Here is a 19,577-nt window from a genome sequence, read left to right as displayed (position 1 = left end):
AAATCATACCGGTTCCACAACCCGGCTCGGATCGGGAGCGCGTTTCGTCGGCTCGACAAAATAGAGCCCGCCCGTATCCCAGCGCTCGACCGCGCCATAATGCTTCATGGCATCCAGCGCCGTGTAATGCGTGATGATGGCCTTGCGCAGCCGGTCGGGATTTTTCGCAACCGTGCCGCGGTGAAGGAGGCGGGCATGCCAGATCAGCACATCGCCCTTCTCGGCCGTGAAATCGACTTTGGAGAGGTTCTCGCGTTCGATCATTTCTTCGAAGAAGGGTGTCAGGACCCGCTCCGAGTGGATTGGCCATGCGCGCGTCTGGCGAACCTCTTCCGGTACGAAGTTGAGGATTTTGCTCTTCTTGATGTGCGGCCATTGGTGGGTGCCGGGCACGAACTGGAAGGGGCCGGAATCCGGCGTAATGGTATCCAGCGCAAACCAGCAGGCGACATAACGCCCGCGAACCTCATCGGGGTTCAGATAGTCGTCCTGGTGCCAGTCGCGCTGGGTGGTCTTCCAGCCAGTGAGGTTCAGATTCATCACCATTTCCTCGCCGATCAGACTGGTCAGCTTGTCGACGAGCGGCCGGTAAAGGCAGAGGTCGCGGATTTCCTCCACACCCATATACGGCGTTTCATCATCCCATCCGCCCGGCGCCGGGACCTTCTCCCGCACCCGGCAATAGGCATCGATGACATCGTGCGGGATAAAATTTCTGAGGATCAGGAAGCCGTGCTCGCGCCAGTGCCGCTGTTCGTCCGAGAGGAGGTTTTCATCCACCTGTTTTCGATCCAGCGGCGGCAGCATGTTGTCGGAAGGGGCTTCCTCGGCGATGTCGGCCCACCCGACCGAGGCCTTGAACGGACTCTGGGCATAGAACAGCAATTCCTCATCACCGTCGGCGCCGCCGGCCAATTGCACACGGCAGGCACCGAAGCCGGCGGCACGGGCGGCGCGTTCGAGGCTATCCGGCGTAAAGAACCAGCGCCGTGCATTGGCTGACAGGCCGGGCCAGTCCGGCCCCTGCGCCTTGCGTGCGCCGCTGTCAAAGTTTGGCGTCGAGATCATCAGCATGCCGCCGGGTTTCAGTTTTTCCCGGCAGGCCTTCAGGAAACCGACAGGGTCGTCGGTAAAGCTGATCACATCCATCGCCGTGACAACTTCGACAGACTTCGCAGCTTGCTGGCTGTCTTCGATACGGGACGCTTCGATCGGCAGGTCCAGATGCTTGCTGCCCCAGTTGGCGATCACCTTCCAGGGGTCGACGCCAGAAACTTTCCAGCCATGCGCGCGGGCATGAAACAGGAAATAGCCGGGGCCGCTACCGACATCGAGCAAATGGCGTGGCCAGGGTCCATTCTTCATGACCCAAGGCGCCAGATCTCGCGCCTGGTCGACCATCCGGTCGTATTTGAAAGACAGGCCGGACAATTCCAGAGCCTGCCAGTCATTCATGTAGTGCTCGGCACCGATATCAGTGAAATCGAAAGCGACTCCGGGCACGCGCTGAGCCAGCCCGCATTGATCACACGCTTCGATACCGGCCTTTTGTCCCAACGGGATATCGAACGGCTCATAAGCGGTTTTGAACCGGCCTCCACAGGATGGGCAGGTCCGCGCCTCTGTCATCAGGCTGTCTCTTTGCTGAGCGAAGCCACAAACCGGTCGAACACCGCAAAACTGTCCTGCGGTCCCGGGCTGGCTTCCGGGTGATGCTGGACGGACATGACAGGCCGGTTGGTCAGGCGGAAACCGCAATTCGATCCGTCGAACAGAGAGACATGGGTTTCGACCGCATCGGCGGGCAGGCTGGAGGCATCAACGGCGAAACCGTGATTCATAGAGACAATCTCGACCTGTCCGGTCTCATGGTTCTTGACCGGGTGATTGGCGCCATGATGGCCTTGCGCCATCTTCAGCGTCTTGCCGCCCAGCGCCAGTGCCAGCATCTGGTGACCCAGACAGATGCCCAGCGTCGGAACGCCGGCATCGATAACACCGCGAATGGTATCCAGCGCGTATTGACCGGTGGCGGCGGGATCACCGGGGCCGTTGGATACGACCACGCCGTCCGGCTTCATGGACAGGATGTCGGTCGCGGAAGATTTGCCAGGAGCGACTTTCACCCGGGCTCCGGCTGAAACCAGCCGGCGCAGAATGTTGGCTTTCACACCATAATCGAGAACCACGACCAGTGGACCGTCCGCCGGGCCGGTCTCATGGCCTTCATTCCAGATCCAGTCACCTTCCTTCCAGTCAGAACCCGAAGTGGACATGACCGCTTCGGCCAGTTCCTGGCCTTCCATGGAGTTGGCCTCCCGCGCACGCGCAATCAGCGCTTCGATATCAAACTCGTCCTTGTCCGAGTGTGCGATAACCGCCATTGGCATTCCGTTTTCCCGTATGCGCCGGGTTATGGCGCGGGTATCGACGCCGGAGATGCCGATAATCCCGCGCTGCGCCATCCAGGTATCGAAGGCGGCTGTGGAGCGGTAATTGGCAGGCGCTGTCATATCGGCTCGCATCACCATTCCGGTGGCGGCGGCACGCGCAGGGGCGCTGATGGCTTCCTCGTCTTCCTCATTGGTGCCGACATTGCCGACATGCGGAAAGGTAAAGCAGACGATCTGACCGGCATAAGACGGGTCGGCGAGGATCTCCTGCTGTCCGGTCATTGCCGTGTTGAAGCAAAGCTCACCGAGCGATTCGCCCTTCGCCCCCAGTCCCTGACCGGCAAATACCGTTCCGTCAGCCAGCACCAGTCGCGCGTAACTCTTTGGTGTCAGGGCTTGATTTTTTTGCGTCGTCGTCATACGAGCGCGCTCCTTGCAAATAGAGGGCGGTGATCGCTATCTTCTATATCGGGTTGGCGCGCGAAGCTAGGAGACGCGCCGAATTGCGTCAAGAAACAGCTTGAGCAAGAAAACAACACAAATTCAGCTGCTTACAGAATCATTCTGAGCACCAAGGGTTTAGGGCACATGTCCATACGGGAAAGAATTCTGTCGGATCTCAAAACGGCGATGAAGGAAAAGGATGCGGTTCGTCTCTCGACGCTGCGCCTCGTTTCCACCGCTATCAAGGATCGCGATATCGCTGCGCGCGCGGAAGACCGCTGCCAGGGCTGCGAGGAGCACGAGATCATGACGATCTTGCAAAAGCTCGCCAAGCAACGCGACGAAAGCGCTGAAACCTTCGAAAATGCCGGTCGTCTGGACCTGGCTGAAAAAGAACGGGCGGAAGCGGAAATTGTTCGCGAATACCTGCCCAAGCCGATGGATGAGGGCGAGATCGAGGAAGCTGCGCGCGGCGTCGTCGAGGAACTGGGCGCGACCGGGCTCAAGGATATGGGCAAGTGCATGGGCACGCTGAAAGAGCGTTATACCGGCCGCATGGATTTCTCGCGCGCTGGTGCCACGATCAAATCCCTGTTGACGAACGCCGCCTGACCCGTCGCCAAACCCGATTGCTTTGATTAGGCTGTCGGGTTCCGGTGGCTGGAGTGCACATGCGTCTGACCGACGATTTCAAGGACGAGATACGTGCCCGGATCCGGCTGTCGGATCTGGTGGGCAAAAAGGTCAGCCTGAAACGCCAGGGTCGTGAGTTCGCTGGCTTGTCGCCCTTCAAGAAGGAAAAGACGCCATCCTTCTTCGTCAATGACGAGAAGCGCTTCTACCATTGCTTTGCCTCCGGCGAGCATGGCGATGCGTTTGACTGGCTGATGAAGATGGAGGGCCTGTCCTTCATGGAAGCCGCCGAGCAGCTGGCTTCGCTGGCGGGACTGCCCCTGCCGAAGGCGGATCCCGAAGCCGCCCGAAAGGCCGAGGCCTCCAAATCCCTGGTCGAGTGGATGGAAGTCGCCCAGCGTTTCTACTCTGCTCAACTACGCTCGGGCGCGGGCGCCGATGCACGCAAATATCTTGAAGGCCGGGGCTATGGACCAGCGGAGTGGGAGCGCTACGAGATCGGTTTTGCGCCTGACAGCCGCAATGCGCTGAAGGACGAGCTGATCGCTGCCGGTGCCAGGCCCGGTGAGCTGATCGACTGTGGTTTGCTGATTGCACCGGACGATGGCGGCACGCCCTATGACCGGTTCAGGGGCCGCATCATGTTTGCCATCCGCGATCCGCGAAACCGGCTGGTGGCCTTTGGTGGGCGGGCCATGTCGGCCAATGCAAGGGCGAAATACCTCAATTCGCCCGAGACGCCGATCTTCCACAAGGGGCATAACCTCTATCGCTATCCACAAGCCCGCCGGGCGGCCTCTGATCCCAAATCGGGTGCGCGAGGCCTGATCGTGGCCGAGGGCTATTTCGACGCCATTGCCTTTGACCGGGCCGGGTTGGGGCATGCGGTGGCGCCGCTTGGCACGGCGCTGGGCGAGGATCAGCTGAACCTGTTATGGCGCGCGGGCGGCGAGCCCGTGCTTTGCTTTGATGGTGACAGCGCAGGTCAAATGGCGGCCAATCGGGCCGCTGAACGGGCTTTGCCGCTGCTGGAGCCGGGCAGGACATTGCGCTTTGTGTTCCTGCCAGATGGCAAGGACCCGGATGACGTGCTGCGCGACGAGGGCGCCAGTGCACTGAAGGAGGCCGTGAACCGGACCCGGCCGCTGGCCTCCATCCTCTGGGATATGGAGTTCGAGAAAGAACCGCTCGACGATCCCGATCGCCGGGCCGGATTCCGCAAGCGTCTGCGCGCCTTGCTGTACCGGATCGAAAATCCGGCCGTTCGCGAGGAATATCAGCGCGAGTTTGACCAGCGCATGGAAAAGGCGTTCGGCTCGCCGGCGCGTGGATCGCGCGGCTATCGGCGTCGCGGCGTGACGCCGGGTGCGCGATCGGAAACCAAGCGGCTGGTTGAGACCGGCCCGATCCCGACGCGGCTGAGGCATCTGATCCTGGCTGCGATCGAATTTCCCGAAATCGCGGAGAACCAGGCCGAAATGCTGGCGGGCCTCGATTGCGGACAATTGACCAGTTTGAGGGATGCCATTCTGGACACAGTGTCCTATGATGAGGCCACGCAGGATGGCGGATTGCGCAATACTTTGATAAACAAGGGTTTTGATGCTCAACTGAGGCGTCTGGATCTGGAGCGCGCGCCCATGCGTGCGGGCTTGGGGGGTGACACGGCAACTGCCATTCAGCGCGAAGAGGCTTGGACACGCCTCGCGAGCGATTATATGGAACATTCGGGGTTCCATAAGAAGCGGCAGGAAATGCGGTCTCGGCTCGCCGAGGAAATTGAGAATGATGATGCCGAAACGCTTCGCGGCTTGATGGAGGAACATCGCCGCGGCCGGGCGAAACGGCAACCGGCGGACGCGCCGGATGAAGGTCAGGGTTAGCGAACGGCGGGATCTCCGCCGGACAGGAAATTTTTGGAATGGCGACAAAGACAAAAGCAGCAGCGGCAAACACCTCCGGTGAAAGTCAACAGGACGGTCCGCTGCTCGATCTGACGGATCAGTCCGTAAAGGCAATGATCAAGGCCGCAAAGAAGCGCGGCTATGTCACGCATGACGAGATCATCAAGGTTCTGCCCGAGGAGGAGTTTACCTCCGAGCAGATCGAGGATGTGCTCGCCCAGCTGTCTGAAGTCGGCGTCAACGTTATCGAGAGCGAGGATACGCCCGATGACGACGAGGACGGCGACAAGTCCAAAGCCTCTGACGACGACAGCGATGACGATGATGACGGCGATGGCGAGAGCGGTGGCAAGGCGGTCTCGGCCAAAAGTGGTTCGACTGCCGTCACAGGCCAGAACACGCCATCCTCTGCTGATCGCACCGATGATCCGGTCCGCATGTATCTGCGGGAGATGGGCACGGTCGAACTGCTGTCGCGCGAAGGCGAGATCGCCATCGCCAAGCGGATCGAGGCCGGCCGCAATGCAATGATCCGTGGCTTGTGCGAAAGCCCGCTGACATTCGAGGCTATTATGGTCTGGCGCGAGGAAGTGGCTGAAGGCCGTGTTCTGTTGCGCGACGTGATCGATCTCGACGCCACTTATGGCGGCAAGAATCCGCAACCGGATTATTCGGAAACCGGGCGCCCTGATCAGCAGCCGGGCGGCAAGCCGGAAGACAAGCCCAAGCCGAAAATGCCGGAGGGCTATGAGGAAAAGAAGAAAAAGGACGACGAAACCAAGGACGACCAGACCGAGGGTGAAGGCGACGGCGACGATGATGACGAAGACGAGGATGAGGGCGCCAACCTCTCCCTGTCGGCCATGGAGGCCGAGCTGCGCGATGAGGTCATGGAAACCCTGGACGCTATCGCGTCCGACTTCACGGCCTTCCGCAAGCTGCAGGACAAGCTGGTCAACGCCCGCATCGAGGGCAAGGACCTCACCAAGCAGAGCCGCGAGAAGTATGAAGAGCTGCAAGCGCGTATTGTCACCGAGCTGAACAGCCTGCACCTCAACAATGCCCGGATCGAGGCGCTGGTCGAACAGCTCTATGCGATCAATAAGGAATTGATGGCTCTGGAAGGCAAGCTGCTGCGCATGGCAGACGCCCATGGCGTGCCGCGCCTGGAGTTCATGGAAGCATATTTCGGAAACGAAACAAACCCGAGCTGGCTTGATGATTTCAAAAAGAAATCAAAGGCCTGGACGAGGTTTGTGGAGCGCGAGGCTGCCGATGTTGACCGCATCCGCGAGGACATTTCAGACATCGCCCAACGCTCCGGCGTACCGGTGGATGACTTCCGCCGCATTGTGAAGGCCGTCCAGAAGGGTGAGCGCGAGGCGCGCATCGCCAAAAAAGAGATGGTCGAGGCCAATCTGCGCCTGGTTATTTCGATTGCGAAGAAATATACCAATCGCGGACTGCAATTCCTTGATCTGATCCAGGAAGGCAATATCGGCCTGATGAAGGCGGTCGATAAATTCGAATATCGCCGCGGCTACAAATTCTCGACCTATGCGACCTGGTGGATCCGCCAGGCCATTACCCGCTCGATCGCCGACCAGGCCCGGACCATCCGGATTCCGGTCCACATGATCGAGACGATCAACAAGATCGTTCGCACCTCGCGTCAATTCCTGCACGAATTCGGCCGCGAGCCGACACCTGAAGAGCTGGCGGAGAAGCTCGGCATGCCGCTGGAGAAGGTTCGCAAGGTGATGAAGATCGCCAAGGAACCGATCTCTCTGGAAACCCCGATCGGCGACGAGGAAGACTCTCACCTCGGCGATTTCATCGAGGACAAGAATGCGGTTCTGCCGATCGACGCGGCCATTCACGCAAACCTGCGCGAGACCACGACCCGCGTGCTCGCCTCGTTGACCCCGCGGGAAGAACGCGTCCTGCGCATGCGCTTCGGCATTGGCATGAATACGGACCACACGCTGGAGGAAGTCGGCCAGCAATTCTCTGTGACCCGGGAACGGATCCGCCAGATCGAGGCCAAGGCGCTGCGCAAGCTCAAACACCCGAGCCGGTCGCGCAAGCTGCGGAGCTTCCTGGATAACTAGAGTATTGAAATAGTCTTCATTAATTGGTTGGTTGCGTTACATCGCCGGGACGTGACTCAATGACTGAGCAAGCGCTCCTAATTTTGGACCTCGACGAGACGTTGGTTCATGCGTCGAGCGAACGGCTGTCCTACGAATCTCACTTCATGGTTGGTGAGTACTACGTTTACAAAAGGCCATTTCTGTCAGAGTTTCTGGCAGGTGTATCTGAGCACTTCAAGGTAGCCGTTTGGTCCTCTGCATCCGACGAGTATGTATCGGATGTTGTCGCAAACATTTTTGATGAGTCCCATTCACTTCAATTCGTTTGGGGCCGCAGTCGGGCAGTAAGAACTGTATTTCCCGATGCCGAAGGTAGGTTGAATACATATGATCCAGATCATACTGAATTCGTAAAACCCCTCAAAAAGGTAGGACGGCTTGGGTGGCCTTTGGAGAGGGTTCTTATTGTTGATGATACGCCCCGCAAAGCGGTGCAGAACTACGGTAACGTTATTTATCCAAGCGAGTTTGAAGGCGATCAAGACGACCGCGAATTACTACACTTGCTGAAATATTTGATTTCAATTCGCGATGTTGGAAATTTTCGCAAACTAGAAAAACGGCATTGGCGTCGGTTGGTGAATGCCTCAGATTATTCTGCACGTTGATACAGTCGGTCCCGGCCTCTATGACTTCACGTCCGAGGCCGCCCGGTTTGTGGCGGGCGAGGCGGACGGGGAGGGTCTGCTTACCTGCTTCGTCCGGCACACTTCCTGTTCCCTGCTGATCCAGGAAAATGCTGATCCGGATGTGCGCCGCGACATGGACGAGTTTTTCCGCCGCCTTGTCCCGTACAGCGATGATCCGTCCATGGTCTGGCTCCGCCACACCACGGAAGGTCCCGACGACATGCCAGCCCATATCAAGGCGGCGCTGACTGCGACCTCGCTCTCCATCCCTGTGACGGATGGCCGGCTGGCGCTGGGTACCTGGCAGGGGCTTTACCTGTTCGAGCACCGGGACCGGCCGCACGAGCGCCAAATAATTCTGCATCTTTCCAGCTGAACCCCGCGCCAAGCCATTATTAAATTTAGGAAACTCGACCGCTGGATGCTGGCTTTCCTGTTGGCACAGGCCTAGAGAGACTTCATGGAAGTGGTCAGAGCGCCTATCTCCGCCTTCACCGAGGCGCATTTTACCATGTCGGCCGATGAGGCCTGGCAAGGCCATGGCCATGACCGCTGGCACCTTCTGGAAGTCCGCTCCGGTGAGATCGAACAGGCCGATAGCGGAAACGGAATTCGTCTGGGCGCCGGCAGCTGGCGCCTGTCCCCCGCCGGTGCCATGCACGAACTTCAATCACGGTCGATAACCGCCTGCCGTAATATCCATGTGCGCGACGTTCGCCTGGGCCGCCGGCTGTCGCGGCAGCTGGCTCGCCGCAATCACTTCATTGGCGATCACGTTTTGCCTTCTGGCGGGTCTGATGAATTGGCCTTGTTCGAGTGCGTCGCGCGAGCCTGTCAGGCGATTGTCCGCCCCGACGCAACGGAGCCGCCGTCCTGGCTGGTTGAAGCACGCAATGATGTGCTGGGCACCGCTTTGCCGATCGAGACCATTGCGGCGTCTTTCCGGGCGTCACGGGAACATTTCGCCCGCAGTTTCACCGATTGGTTCGGTTGTTCGCCCAAACAGGCCCGCCAGATCGCGGTCCTCGAACGCGTGCACAAGCGCCTTGTGGCAACGAGCGAGGATTTGGCCGGGATTGCGGTTGATGAGGGCTTTTATGATCAGGCCCACATGACCAGCGCGGTTCGCCAGAAATGGGGCGTCACACCGGGTGCACTGCGCAGCCAGTACGGCGGATCACAAATTTCCAATACGCTCTGATGCAGCAAGTTTAGACAGGCTCCGATCAACGAAGGAGCCAAACATGCCCAGATCCTCCCTATTCCTTACGATAGCCGTCATTGCAGGCCTGTCCTCGGCCTGTGCGAATGCCACTGACACGGCCCATTCCAGCGACATCGTTTTCGATTCAGGTGGCCGCCCGTCGGCGCGTGTGGTGCTGAATGATCAGCATGAATACCTGTTTGCCATCGACACGGCGGCGCAGCGCACCGCGATCAGCCCGCAGATCGTCGATGAGCTGGAGCTGGTGGCCGATCCCAACAATCGCGCCCAGGCCCATGGTTCAGCCGGTGTGACCTATCTCGACATGTACCCGATCACTTCGGTCGAGATCGCTGGCCGGCGAGTTGAAAACGGCCTCTACATGTCGGCCGCCGCGGCACACGATGAAAGCGATATCGGCCATGACGGAATTCTCGGTCAGGAATTCTTCGCCGGTCAGCGCCTGATTATGGATTTCGAGGCCAGAGAGGTCGCCTTTGGTGATGTGTCCGCAAACGGTCTCGGTGAAGCTATACCCGTCGAGCTGATGTATGGCGGTTTTGCCGTCGCCAATATCCGGATCAATGGCGTCGAGGTTCGTGCCCTGATCGATACCGGTGCGTCCACCAGCTTCGCCAACATGGAAATGATGGCGGCGCTCGGACTGGACGCGTCCGATCTGGCCGCAAACGAAATCCGTGCCGGTGTCACGCAGCAGACGTCGCTGCGCTATACCGGATTTACGGGCGGGATAGCGCTCGGCAGCGTGGTCATCGATGAGGCACCGCTTGAGTTCACAGATAGCCCGACATTCTCCACATTCCGGATGGTGGACGAGCCGGGTGTGATCCTGGGAATGGATGTTCTCGGCCGGTTACCCGGCTTTGCCATCGACTATCAGACCGCGGAATTCCGACACCTGGCGGAATAGAAAAAGGGCGGCTCGACCGAGCCGCCCTTCTCACGTCTGGCAGGAAGTGTCTAGCCGATCCCGAAGGATACAACGCGCGTGCAGGTCCCGTCGCCAAACATGCCCTGGTAATGGGTGTAATCCATTTCAGAGCAGGCCGGATTATCGGCATCGACCTGGTAGCGCACATAGGCGTTGCGGTCGTTTTCCTGCAGACTGACCAGCAATGTCATGGCAGCTGAAATGCCGCCGGGCTGGCTGCCACCGTCGAACACCATGGCATTGCCATCGCAGGCAAAGACAATCCCGCTCGAAGTCATCCAGATCCGGTGAATCGGGCAGGTGGCAAACTCGTAAGGCGTGTTGGCTTCATAATTGGCCTGGACGCCCCGCATCTGGGTGTTGGCGCGGGTCGCCCGTTGCTGGGCGTCGGCGGCCACAGAAAAACTGGCAAGGGCGGTCAGGGCGACCAGGGCGGGGGCAAGGATATTGCGTTTCATGTCATGTCTCCATCGAGCGGTTACTCACAGAACCGCCGCTTTGTCTCGGTTGGGGAGTGAGGGGCGGTCCGCTGGATGCGAACCGCCCGCCCGTGTTGACGACGTGGATATGGGTGGGATCCGTCGTCAGGTGCTCAGTCAATCTCGTCCGGCTCAACACCATCGTCCGCATTGCGGTTGATGATCATCAGCGCATCGACCGGTGTGGCCTGCGGTTCGGGATCCGCCGTTGCCTCATTGATCACGAGAAGTGGATCTCGCGGTGTCGGCTGGGGAGCGCTGGCGCCCGTGCCGATCACATCCGGCTCCACGCCGGCGGCTGACTCATTAGCCTGGCCATTGCCGGCACTGGCGCGCGCGGCCTGCACGGCTGGCAGTAGCAGCCCGGCTTGCGGTTCCTCACCATTATTCACGTCAAGGCGGTAGGGATGCTGAACCGAGGTCCGTACACCATCGCTATCGGTATCGAGGCCATCATTTCCGGGTGCGCTCGCCGCAGCGCCGCTTGACGTCACCGTGGCGCGGCTCCGGGCACGGCCGCGGCCCACCTGCTGCTTGTCCAGGCCTGTGGCTTTCTCATTGCCGGAGCGCGAATGGCGCGCGGCTTCGCGAACCCGCTGGACAGCGGGTAGAAGCAAGGCGGCTTCATTGTCGTCATCACTGGCGCGATCATCATTGACAGTGTCGACGCGCGCACGGGCCGGGCGTGTATTACGGGCAGGCGGCGTAGCGGAGCTGCCACGCGTCGTCGCCACCCCACGGGCCCGGCTGGGCACGGGGGCCGTGACCGAGCCAACACTGCTGACCGTTTGCACGACGTCCTGAATGTCATCATCGCCCTGGTAGAAGATATGGGCGTCGATCGTTACCCAGCGGGCGCCAGCATAGTCATTGTCGAGAATATCGCTTTCATACGAACACCAGCCCACAATGCTGACATCGAACTCCGCTTCGAACACATCGTCCTGACGAAGGAAGTCGGCTTCGGTGCCGGCATTGTTTTCGAGGAAGTTGGCCAGCCGTGCTTCGACGATGCTGACCGGATTGAAATAATCCATATTTACGAGCGCGTCCGCATCATAACTATCGGGCAGATCGATAGACTGCTGGAAGGCATAGTTTTCAAGATTATGCGTGCCGCTGAAAGCCTCGGTCGCCATCGGATTCGCACTCATCATGAAGGGCTGGGTGCCGCCGCCCGGGGCAGACACAATGTTGACAGCGCCAAGCCGGATATCAGCGCGAAGGGCCGCTGTTTCGGCGAACTGATAGGTGTTGCACCAGACCTGACCATTGATGCTGACCACCGGATCAGCAGACACCATGCGCAGCTCGCGATCGGCCGGATCGGTCGAGTTCGAGACATTGGCCACGGTGATGTTCACCATCTGGGTGTGGTTGGAAATAATAATGTCATGGACGGCGAACGGGAAATCCGTGCCATCGGCGAAGACGGGCGAAGCGAGGACAGAGAGCCCCAGCCCTCCAAGCATGATCTGTTTCAGTTTCATTTTACTCTCCTGTTGATGGACCGCGCTGTCCCTCAACAAGCGCCGGTGATTACGAGGAGGCTTTTGCCGACGTTCCCGGCATGCGTGGAGGTGCAGCGTCGAACAACAACGCGCATGCGGGGTTGCACCGGTTTGCAACCCGGTTGCATATACGTGCAACCCGTGACACATTCTCGCCATGAGGCCGACATCCTTCGCCGAAAAGCTACAAATTCTGCTGAAAACTCTGTCACTTAGCAGGGCGGGGTTGGCGGCGGGGCTGAATGTTGACAAGTCGCTGGTTGGTCGCTGGGCGTCCGGCGCAGTTATTCCCTCGGAGCATAATCTGTCCTTGCTGACGCAGTTCATCGCAGAGCGCGTGGACGGATTCACCATGCTGGAATGGGAACGCGATCTGCCTTCATTCTCGGAACGACTGGGTGTGACCACGGGCAATGGCATGCCCAATTCCATGGCCGGATGGATTCCCGACGTGCTGATCGAAGAGGCCACGCGCGGGGCCAAGCGCCGCGCCAGTGCTTATGACGGGATATGGCGATCGACACGCTCATCAAGTGATCTGCCGGGCCGGTGCCTGCACGACATCACCATGATACGGTCGGATGATACGGGCCTCATCGAATTTTCGTCGGGCATTGAAGGTGTGCGTTATCATGGACGGGCGATGCTGTTGCAGCACCAGCTTTTCTCGATCGCAGCCGACGAAGATTCGGTGACCATGATGTTTGGAATTTTCAACGGTGTCGCCCGTCAGAAAGCGGAGGTCCTCGATGGACTATCTGTGGCCACGCTGCGTGATGCCGGCAGTTCGCCAGCCTGTTCTGCCGTCATTCTTCACCGGATCGCGGATCTGACAGGAGATCGGGACGGCGATATCGCCCTGTTTGAAGCCTCGATCGCAGCTCAGAACCCGTTAGCGCCTGAAGGATCTGTCCCGCAGGACATTATCGATCATCTCGCCAATACAACAACGATTGACGCGCCTGGCCTGATGCGAATGCTCTTCCAGACTTCCATGGCGCGCGGTCCACTGCTGGACCCGGCCGCTATAGGCTGATCAATCCGGCAGAGCGCGCTAGACTTGGCGCAATACGATTCGTGCCAATCATGAAAGGCTGATGCCATGTCCACCGATCGCACGTTGGGATCCAAATCCAACCCGTCCAAATTCGACTGTTATCCGGACCTTGCGGACGACGAGCCCTATTTCGTGATCCGCGCCGATGATCCCTTGTCCAATGCGCTGGTCGAGCTTCATGCCTATATCGGCGCTGGCCAGGCCGGTGCTGCCCACAACAAGCTGGCAGAGATTATGGAGCTGACGCGCGATCGGCCGCCGCGCCCGTCCGACAGCCCGAAATACCGGGAGACCTTCGCGATCTCTTCATCAATGGAGAAATGGCGCGAGGGCTAGGCTGACATCTTTATCAAGCAATCCGTTGGCATTCTGAGGTCTGCAAGACGGAAACTTGGCCATTCGAGTGTGCCTCCAGCCGCCAACTGAAACCGTCAATCCCTTGATCGAAGAAAACCGATCTCAATTGACGGCCGGTCTGGGCGTTGTCGGTCTGAGAAGCCAGCTCACCAGCAACGCCTGTATCAACCGAAAACCAGGTTGAACGCGAGAAGTTGGGCGCGGCTGTGTAATCAATGACCCAGAGTCCAGCAGCCGCATTCCATAAATACGTCATCACACCTGTGCCATTCGGCCCATAGGTATGGTTTATGACGCCATAGCCGTTGAGGTAGTATTGGCCGCGAACCGCGGTCATGAATTCGACCGGTTCTTGCCCCGGGATGGTCAGCATTGTCGGGCACTCGAAAGAGCCGATCATGAATGCGAAATCATCAAGCGCTTCAGATGCGTTGGGGTTGGGCCGCCCGAATGGGTGGGCCCCATCGGGTTCAAAGGACATATCCGGCGGCGCTGCCTGTATGGCCATTGACGCGGCGATCGCTAAAAGGGTCTGCATCAATATCTCCGATTTTCGAAAGGGTTGCTGCGATATCCAGGTGCTGGAATTCAGATTTCGTTGCCTCGCAACAAAAAGATAAGCCCTGTCACCAACAGGAAGACCTGAAACTCCATACCGCCCATCGGGTGCGATTCCGTTGGTACGAAACTCCACCGTCCCATATGAACCATTACAATGGCGCCAAGCATGACGGGCAGTATCGCGAAGCCTGAGGCGCGCGTGATCAAATCTCCGGTGCGGCCAGCAATCAGAGCTCCCGCAATAATGCCAGCGCCTGCAGCTGTTTCAGCCAGTGCAACGAGGGCCCAAACAGCGATTGGCAATCCCATCATCGAAGCACTTGCCTCGAGATTCATGAGCTTGTCGGTACCGTGAAACAGAAAGACGCCGGCGAAAGCGGCACGCAACAACCAGTGTGAATGCCGGGTGAGTCCGCTGAGCTTGGCTGATGAAATTGCTTCGGTCATGTATGCCTCCGTGTTCTGAGGCCTAATTGGTTGGCATGATGCATCGAAAGCGCCAGTCACCTCACAGTATTCTGATCAATATTTGATCCAGCCTTTAGCCGCGCGAAGACGTGTATTGCCGTAACGGATTTGCAGACAGTCACATTCGGATGACCCGTTGCGGCTGAAATGCGTTCTGGGCCCGTCAGCCGCGCGTCTCCGGCCTCAACCACGGCTTCAGTTCGGCTAACCAGCGGCGTTGCCGGGCGATCTCTGCTCGTTCCGACAGATCATAATCGGCAAACAGAACGGTCTCGCCATCCCCGGCCTCTGCCAGAAGCGAGCCGTCCGGGCCGGCGATCACCGAATGTCCGCCATAGCCGGTGTCATCCTCGACGCCGCAGCGATTGGCGAGGATGGAATAGACCGAGTTTTGCATCGCCAGAACCCGCATTTCCCAGGCGAAGAGGTCCAGCGGTTCTCCGGCCAGATTGCAGGTCGGCGTGGCGATGATCTCTGCCCCCTGCAGCGCGCAGGCGCGATAGCTTTCCGGGAAATGCCGGTCATAGCAGATCACGATACCCAGCTTGCCGGCCGCCGTGTCATAGACATCAAAGCCCGAGCCGGAAGCGTAGTAATCCTTTTCCCAGAATTTCTCGAAATGGGCGATGTGCACCATTTTCGAAATACCCAGCAAAGTGCCATCGGCATCGAAGACAGGTGAGGCATCAAAGCGCTCACCGTCCCGACCCTGGAAGTAGATATTGGCGACGGTAACGATCCGGTGCTTTCGCGCCATCTCGCCCAGCGCAGTGATGGCCGGATCGTCTTTCTGCATGGCATAGCGGCTGGCATCGCCGCCCGCCCGGACCGGAAAGAAGGGGGAAAGCTGGACTTCTGGAAAGACGGCCAGCTTTGCGCCCTGTTGGGATGCAGTGGCCAGCATGCGCTCGGCGGTTGCCAGATTGACCGCAATATCCGGCGACATGGCGTGCTGAAGTGCGGCTAGTCTTGTCATTCGTCGTCATCCTTTGAACCAGCCGACACCGGCACTATATCCGCACGCGCAATTCGGCTATATGCGCCGCAACAATGCTGACCCTAGGGAAAAGCCATGCGTCTGAAAATGATGAAAGCCAAGCTCCACCGCGCCGTCGTGACCGAGGCCGATCTTCATTATGAAGGTTCGATCTCGATCGATCTGGACCTGCTGGAAGCCTCCAACATTCTGCCCTACGAGCAGGTGGATGTGCTGAATATCAATAATGGCTCACGCTTTACGACCTACACCATTCCGGCACCACGCGGTTCTCGGAAATTCGGCATTAATGGTGCAGCCGCCCGCCTGGCGCAGGTCGGGGACCGCATCATCGTTGTGGCCTATGCCGAAATGGAGGCCGCGGAGGCCGAGCGCCACATTCCCGATGTCGTCGTACTGGATGACACCAACACGCCGATCGAGAATCCAAAGGCCGCTTAAGGCTTCGGAGTTCGCGAACCCTTATCCGCTCCGGATCAGCGAAGCTGGAGACGCAATTGGCGTTTACTGTCGACAAGTCGATTATTGACCCGCTTGGAATTTTCCAGGCTGTGCTGCATGGCCCGAACTCGTTTTCGATCAGTCATGACAATGCAAAAACGCTCGTCAGGCGCTTCGAGACCGCCCCTTTGAACGGCGTCATCATTGATTATACCGATTGTGTGCTCGGTCATTCCATGGGCGAGTACAAGGCGATCGCCGAGACTTTCGGCACCGGTCTGCCGCGGGGATTGCCGTTCGCCTATGTCTATAATGAGCGACAGCTGGCCCACGTCATGTTCATGACCCGCCTGCTGGCAGCACAGAATCTGTCTGTGCGGGCCTTCCCCAATCCTGAGGATGCCCGCAACTGGATCCTGGCCGAGGCGGAAACCTTCCGCGCCCGTCGCGACGCTGCCTAGTCCTCGATTGCGTAGACGCCGGTAATGGTGACCGATATGGTCAGCTGACCCGCTGCGACCGGAGTGGCGGCATCAAAGCTCTCGGCCCGGGCAAACATGGCTGTCGGTTGCGGCGAATAACCACCCGATTCCGAGAATTCCAGCAAACGCCCCAATTCCACATTCAGTGCACCGGCATACAGCTCCGCCGTTTCGCGCAACTCGGCGACAGCGCGCAGGCGTGCTTCCCGGCGGGCCGCAGCATCATCCTCCAGTCCGAAGGTGACGCCTTCGATATTGTTGGCACCGGAAGAGACGAGCGCGTCGATGGTCTGACCCAGCTCGTCCAGCTCATCGACGCGGGCCGTTACCGTATTCGTGGCGCGATAGCCGGTAATGCGGCGTTCTTCGCCTGCCGAATAGTTCGACCAGACCGGATTGATCTGCAGGTTCGAGGTCTGGATGTCCTCCCGTGCAATGCCGGCGCGGGCGAGGGCCGCAAACACGCCGTTCATCCGCCGGGAATTGGCGTTCAGGGCTTCTGAGGCGGTGCGGGCTTCCGTCACCACACCGGAACGCACTGTTGCCATATCGGGAACGGCCTGAACCTCTCCCGTCGCGCTCAGCGACAGGCGGCCGGGCTCGTCGTCCTGGGCCATGGCTGTTGCAGCCGGAAAGGTGAGGGCGGTGGCAAGAAGAAGGGCGCGGATCATGTTGAACTCCTTGGGAAGGCGAGATTGTAGCAGACTTTCTGGCCCGCGCCTTTGGCATCATTAGGGCGGTGGTATTCATCCAGCGGTCATCCCCGCTTGGCGAGCGCCGCGCAGGGCAGTATGTCTCATCGCCTGCCTGTTGGGGGCCTGTAGCTCAACTGGTTAGAGCTGGCGGCTCATAACCGCTAGGTTGGGGGTTCGAGTCCCTCCGGGCCCACCACTCCATTTGTAAGCTCGGCAATTGCCGGCGGCGAGGAATGCCTGGCTGGATTTGCAAGTTTGACATCCCGACATTCCCCTTCCAGAATTTGTAAAGATTGGGGGATTCTAATGAAAATCATGGTGTTAATGGGCCGGGTCGGGCTGGGGTTGGTCTCTCTTTTGCTGGTGGCTGCGGTTGTCATTTTTAGTTGGTTGCAGTTTGGCGACTGGCAGACGCGCGCGGTTCAGGATGTCCAGTTTGTCCATGATACGATCCTTGCACATCACCCGGGACCGGTTGACCCTGAAAATCCGGAATTCCTGGCGCAGATGGACGAAGCGCTTGCTCGCGCGATGCCGCTGGCCGAAGCCGCAAGGACAGCCTTTGATCACCGAGCGGCGCTGGACGCCTACACGGATACCTTTGCCGATGGCCATCTGTATGTACAAACAGTCACTGACGCCTTTGGTGCCTTTTCGAGATATGTGACCAGCCGAACGCAAGAGGCTGGTCGCGAAGGTATCGAAATTACGGATAACTCGGCATGGATCACCATCCTAAGCTTCAATGCACGGAATTCTCAGATAGCTTCAGTCACCGAGAACATTGAGGCTCAGGCCGAAACCCTGCGGGAGCTGGATACAATTGTGTTTGATCTTCGTGGTAACCGCGGAGGTGACAGCTCATTTGCGACCCGGATAACGAGAGCATTGTGGACGGCGGAAGTTTTTCTGGACTGGGTCCCTGCTTCAGCGGAGGGAGTGGATTGGCGTGCAACCGAAGACAATGCCGCACATGTCTATGCCATTGCTCAAAGACACGCTGAGAATGGGCGGCAACGGACCGCAGAAGCTTGGACCGGAATTGCGGATAGAATCCACGCCGCAGCATTGGCTGGCGACGATTATGTGTATCAGAACTTCAACACCCGTCAGGTAACTCGCACCCTTCAAAGCCCTGTCTCGGCCGATGTGTTCGTCATAACCGACGGCGCTTGTGCGAGCTCCTGTCTTAACTTTATGGACCAGCTCATGTCGCTGCCGGGTGTTGTCCATATTGGTGAAGAAACGGGCTCCGATACCCAGTATATTGACAATCGGCGGGTTGCACTACCAAGCCGCGCGGGGCGATTGTCCATCTCTTTGAAGGTTTACCGGGGTCGGCTGCGTCCACCGGGTGGAACCTACGTGCCGCAAATAGAAGCAGATGCGGCCTCGCTGGACGCCAGCAGCCTCGCCGCGCTCATGCAGGGGCGGTAAATACACGATCTGAAGACGTTAATTGCTGTATTTATTGGCTATTTGGGTGAATCCTGGGTTCACGGACAAATCGACTTCATGGAATTTGGTTCTGGGCAATCAACCGCAGACCTATATTATCGGTCCGGGACGGGACCGGTTTCGGGGGAATCTGAATGGCCGATATGCCAAAAAAGCCTGGCGTGAGTTTTTACGCGGTGATGTTCGCCGTGTTGTTCCTGACAATGGTGCTGCATGAACTGACGCACCTTCTGACGGCATTGGCGCTGGGCGTGGACACATTTGCCTTCGGGCTCGGCCGGGTCGGCATGCGATTGCCGCCTGATTTCACTTGGCAGACCTCGGTCATCTCCATCAGTGGCCCGCTCTTCACATTGACGATGGGGCTGTTGGGGGCCTGGCTGGCGGTCAGCCGCAAGATCGCCTTTGGCTATGACCTTGTCTTTATCGCTTTCTATCAGCGCCTGATGGCCATGACGATGAGCGTTGTGACTGGCAACCATAATGACGAGGCTCGTGTCAGTCTGGATCTGGGTTTGCCCTGGTGGGCCGTGCCATCCGTTTTTGTGACAATCCTGGGGCTGGCACTCCTCGCATCAAGCACGCGATTGAGGTTTGGCTTGCTGGTCCTGTTCCTGAGCTATGTCACGGCCGGCCTGGGATATACCGCTCTGATTTATCTGGATGGCCAATTACCGGGACAGGACAGGTGCGACAGCATCATGGCGCCCTTCTTCGATCCGGCGTTCGGTTGCGCAGAAGCGGCGTGACGCCGTTCGT

Annotated in this window: 21 protein-coding genes and 1 tRNA gene; 14 read left to right on the top strand and 8 right to left on the bottom strand. The window is 58.9% G+C overall.

Features of this window, described 5'->3' with window-relative positions; translation table 11 throughout:
• Positions 1-3: 3 nt before the first annotated feature.
• Together V0U79_RS08440 and carA are read right to left on the bottom strand one after the other, a co-directional pair.
• Positions 4-1,629 (bottom strand): methyltransferase domain-containing protein, encoded by a 1,626-nt coding sequence (locus V0U79_RS08440; protein WP_330199055.1) that lies wholly within the window; start codon positions 1,627-1,629, stop codon positions 4-6.
• Positions 1,629-2,813: a glutamine-hydrolyzing carbamoyl-phosphate synthase small subunit gene (gene carA / locus V0U79_RS08435; RefSeq protein ID WP_330199054.1), complete on the bottom strand. Its 1,185-nt coding sequence runs from the start codon at positions 2,811-2,813 to the stop codon at positions 1,629-1,631. The genes V0U79_RS08440 and carA overlap by 1 nt, the downstream gene beginning before the upstream one ends.
• Before the next feature lie 168 nt (positions 2,814-2,981).
• Between carA and V0U79_RS08430 the strand changes: the two genes are divergently transcribed.
• From V0U79_RS08430 to V0U79_RS08400, 7 genes are all read left to right on the top strand, one after another.
• Positions 2,982-3,449, top strand: a complete 468-nt coding sequence (locus tag V0U79_RS08430; RefSeq protein ID WP_330199053.1) for a GatB/YqeY domain-containing protein — start codon at positions 2,982-2,984, stop codon at positions 3,447-3,449.
• A gap of 59 nt (positions 3,450-3,508) precedes the next feature.
• A complete protein-coding gene (dnaG, locus tag V0U79_RS08425; protein WP_330199052.1) occupies positions 3,509-5,353 on the top strand; it encodes a DNA primase in 1,845 nt (614 codons plus the stop codon).
• 38 nt (positions 5,354-5,391) lie between these two features.
• The gene (rpoD, locus tag V0U79_RS08420) at positions 5,392-7,485 is read left to right on the top strand and encodes an RNA polymerase sigma factor RpoD (protein WP_330199051.1); all 2,094 of its coding nucleotides are present in this window, start codon (positions 5,392-5,394) and stop codon (positions 7,483-7,485) included.
• A gap of 59 nt (positions 7,486-7,544) precedes the next feature.
• A complete protein-coding gene (locus V0U79_RS08415; protein ID WP_330199050.1) occupies positions 7,545-8,135 on the top strand; it encodes an NIF family HAD-type phosphatase in 591 nt (196 codons plus the stop codon).
• A complete protein-coding gene (locus V0U79_RS08410) occupies positions 8,110-8,532 on the top strand; it encodes a secondary thiamine-phosphate synthase enzyme YjbQ (RefSeq protein ID WP_330199049.1) in 423 nt (140 codons plus the stop codon). The genes V0U79_RS08415 and V0U79_RS08410 overlap by 26 nt, the downstream gene beginning before the upstream one ends.
• An 84-nt stretch (positions 8,533-8,616) precedes the next feature.
• Positions 8,617-9,357: a helix-turn-helix domain-containing protein gene (locus V0U79_RS08405; RefSeq protein ID WP_330199048.1), complete on the top strand. Its 741-nt coding sequence runs from the start codon at positions 8,617-8,619 to the stop codon at positions 9,355-9,357.
• Between the two features lie 43 nt (positions 9,358-9,400).
• Positions 9,401-10,291 (top strand): aspartyl protease family protein, encoded by an 891-nt coding sequence (locus V0U79_RS08400; RefSeq protein ID WP_330199047.1) that lies wholly within the window; start codon positions 9,401-9,403, stop codon positions 10,289-10,291.
• Positions 10,292-10,341: 50 nt separating this feature from the next.
• Here V0U79_RS08400 and V0U79_RS08395 read toward each other — a convergent pair whose 3' ends face one another.
• Together V0U79_RS08395 and V0U79_RS08390 are read right to left on the bottom strand one after the other, a co-directional pair.
• Positions 10,342-10,770: a hypothetical protein gene (locus tag V0U79_RS08395; protein ID WP_330199046.1), complete on the bottom strand. Its 429-nt coding sequence runs from the start codon at positions 10,768-10,770 to the stop codon at positions 10,342-10,344.
• A gap of 134 nt (positions 10,771-10,904) precedes the next feature.
• Complete coding sequence (locus V0U79_RS08390) at positions 10,905-12,281, bottom strand: hypothetical protein (RefSeq protein ID WP_330199045.1); 1,377 nt, start codon at positions 12,279-12,281, stop codon at positions 10,905-10,907.
• 331 nt (positions 12,282-12,612) lie between these two features.
• Between V0U79_RS08390 and V0U79_RS08385 the strand changes: the two genes are divergently transcribed.
• A complete protein-coding gene (locus V0U79_RS08385) occupies positions 12,613-13,338 on the top strand; it encodes a hypothetical protein (protein ID WP_330199044.1) in 726 nt (241 codons plus the stop codon).
• A 66-nt stretch (positions 13,339-13,404) separates the two neighbouring features.
• Positions 13,405-13,695, top strand: a complete 291-nt coding sequence (locus V0U79_RS08380) for an aspartate decarboxylase (protein ID WP_330199043.1) — start codon at positions 13,405-13,407, stop codon at positions 13,693-13,695.
• Between the two features lie 13 nt (positions 13,696-13,708).
• Here V0U79_RS08380 and V0U79_RS08375 read toward each other — a convergent pair whose 3' ends face one another.
• From V0U79_RS08375 to V0U79_RS08365, 3 genes are all read right to left on the bottom strand, one after another.
• A complete protein-coding gene (locus V0U79_RS08375) occupies positions 13,709-14,254 on the bottom strand; it encodes a hypothetical protein (protein WP_330199042.1) in 546 nt (181 codons plus the stop codon).
• A gap of 50 nt (positions 14,255-14,304) precedes the next feature.
• Entirely contained in the window at positions 14,305-14,724 is a 420-nt protein-coding gene (locus tag V0U79_RS08370) for a DoxX family protein (RefSeq protein WP_330199041.1), read from the bottom strand.
• A gap of 184 nt (positions 14,725-14,908) precedes the next feature.
• Positions 14,909-15,721, bottom strand: coding sequence for a carbon-nitrogen hydrolase family protein (locus tag V0U79_RS08365; protein ID WP_330199040.1), 813 nt, complete (start codon positions 15,719-15,721; stop codon positions 14,909-14,911).
• A 96-nt stretch (positions 15,722-15,817) separates the two neighbouring features.
• On the opposite strand from V0U79_RS08365, the gene panD reads away from it, so the two are divergent.
• Positions 15,818-16,183 carry an aspartate 1-decarboxylase gene (gene panD / locus V0U79_RS08360; RefSeq protein WP_330199039.1) on the top strand — a complete coding sequence of 122 codons (366 nt, stop codon included), beginning with the start codon at positions 15,818-15,820 and terminating at the stop codon, positions 16,181-16,183.
• A gap of 56 nt (positions 16,184-16,239) precedes the next feature.
• Entirely contained in the window at positions 16,240-16,644 is a 405-nt protein-coding gene (locus V0U79_RS08355; RefSeq protein WP_330199038.1) for a hypothetical protein, read from the top strand.
• Here V0U79_RS08355 and V0U79_RS08350 read toward each other — a convergent pair.
• Positions 16,641-17,336, bottom strand: a complete 696-nt coding sequence (locus V0U79_RS08350; RefSeq protein ID WP_330199037.1) for an SIMPL domain-containing protein — start codon at positions 17,334-17,336, stop codon at positions 16,641-16,643. The two genes, V0U79_RS08355 and V0U79_RS08350, sit on opposite strands and share 4 nt — an antisense overlap.
• Positions 17,337-17,479: 143 nt before the next feature.
• Between V0U79_RS08350 and V0U79_RS08345 the strand changes: the two genes are divergently transcribed.
• From V0U79_RS08345 to V0U79_RS08335, 3 genes are all read left to right on the top strand, one after another.
• Positions 17,480-17,556 (top strand) — tRNA-Ile (locus tag V0U79_RS08345).
• Positions 17,557-17,666: 110 nt separating this feature from the next.
• Positions 17,667-18,797 carry a S41 family peptidase gene (locus V0U79_RS08340; protein WP_330199036.1) on the top strand — a complete coding sequence of 377 codons (1,131 nt, stop codon included), beginning with the start codon at positions 17,667-17,669 and terminating at the stop codon, positions 18,795-18,797.
• Positions 18,798-18,952: 155 nt separating this feature from the next.
• Positions 18,953-19,567 (top strand): hypothetical protein, encoded by a 615-nt coding sequence (locus V0U79_RS08335; protein ID WP_330199035.1) that lies wholly within the window; start codon positions 18,953-18,955, stop codon positions 19,565-19,567.
• Positions 19,568-19,577: the final 10 nt, after the last annotated feature.

It is taken from the genome of Hyphobacterium lacteum (assembly GCF_036330345.1).
GTDB lineage: Bacteria > Pseudomonadota > Alphaproteobacteria > Caulobacterales > Maricaulaceae > Hyphobacterium > Hyphobacterium lacteum.
The sequence above is the reverse complement of the archived record's forward strand: the minus strand, read 5'-3'. Positions and strand labels throughout refer to the sequence as shown.

Excerpts from the sequence above, each read along its gene's own strand:
- V0U79_RS08440 (WP_330199055.1), bottom strand. The coding sequence starts at position 1,629 with ATGACAGAGGCGCGGACCTGCCCATCCTGTGGAGGCCGGTTCAAAACC.
- carA (WP_330199054.1), bottom strand. The coding sequence starts at position 2,813 with ATGACGACGACGCAAAAAAATCAAGCCCTGACACCAAAGAGTTACGCG.
- V0U79_RS08430 (WP_330199053.1), top strand. The coding sequence starts at position 2,982 with ATGTCCATACGGGAAAGAATTCTGTCGGATCTCAAAACGGCGATGAAG.
- dnaG (WP_330199052.1), top strand. The coding sequence starts at position 3,509 with ATGCGTCTGACCGACGATTTCAAGGACGAGATACGTGCCCGGATCCGG.
- rpoD (WP_330199051.1), top strand. The coding sequence starts at position 5,392 with ATGGCGACAAAGACAAAAGCAGCAGCGGCAAACACCTCCGGTGAAAGT.
- V0U79_RS08415 (WP_330199050.1), top strand. The coding sequence starts at position 7,545 with ATGACTGAGCAAGCGCTCCTAATTTTGGACCTCGACGAGACGTTGGTT.
- V0U79_RS08410 (WP_330199049.1), top strand. The coding sequence starts at position 8,110 with ATGCCTCAGATTATTCTGCACGTTGATACAGTCGGTCCCGGCCTCTAT.
- V0U79_RS08405 (WP_330199048.1), top strand. The coding sequence starts at position 8,617 with ATGGAAGTGGTCAGAGCGCCTATCTCCGCCTTCACCGAGGCGCATTTT.
- V0U79_RS08400 (WP_330199047.1), top strand. The coding sequence starts at position 9,401 with ATGCCCAGATCCTCCCTATTCCTTACGATAGCCGTCATTGCAGGCCTG.
- V0U79_RS08395 (WP_330199046.1), bottom strand. The coding sequence starts at position 10,770 with ATGAAACGCAATATCCTTGCCCCCGCCCTGGTCGCCCTGACCGCCCTT.
- V0U79_RS08390 (WP_330199045.1), bottom strand. The coding sequence starts at position 12,281 with ATGAAACTGAAACAGATCATGCTTGGAGGGCTGGGGCTCTCTGTCCTC.
- V0U79_RS08380 (WP_330199043.1), top strand. The coding sequence starts at position 13,405 with ATGTCCACCGATCGCACGTTGGGATCCAAATCCAACCCGTCCAAATTC.
- V0U79_RS08375 (WP_330199042.1), bottom strand. The coding sequence starts at position 14,254 with ATGCAGACCCTTTTAGCGATCGCCGCGTCAATGGCCATACAGGCAGCG.
- V0U79_RS08370 (WP_330199041.1), bottom strand. The coding sequence starts at position 14,724 with ATGACCGAAGCAATTTCATCAGCCAAGCTCAGCGGACTCACCCGGCAT.
- V0U79_RS08365 (WP_330199040.1), bottom strand. The coding sequence starts at position 15,721 with ATGACAAGACTAGCCGCACTTCAGCACGCCATGTCGCCGGATATTGCG.
- panD (WP_330199039.1), top strand. The coding sequence starts at position 15,818 with ATGCGTCTGAAAATGATGAAAGCCAAGCTCCACCGCGCCGTCGTGACC.
- V0U79_RS08350 (WP_330199037.1), bottom strand. The coding sequence starts at position 17,336 with ATGATCCGCGCCCTTCTTCTTGCCACCGCCCTCACCTTTCCGGCTGCA.
- V0U79_RS08340 (WP_330199036.1), top strand. The coding sequence starts at position 17,667 with ATGAAAATCATGGTGTTAATGGGCCGGGTCGGGCTGGGGTTGGTCTCT.
- V0U79_RS08335 (WP_330199035.1), top strand. The coding sequence starts at position 18,953 with ATGGCCGATATGCCAAAAAAGCCTGGCGTGAGTTTTTACGCGGTGATG.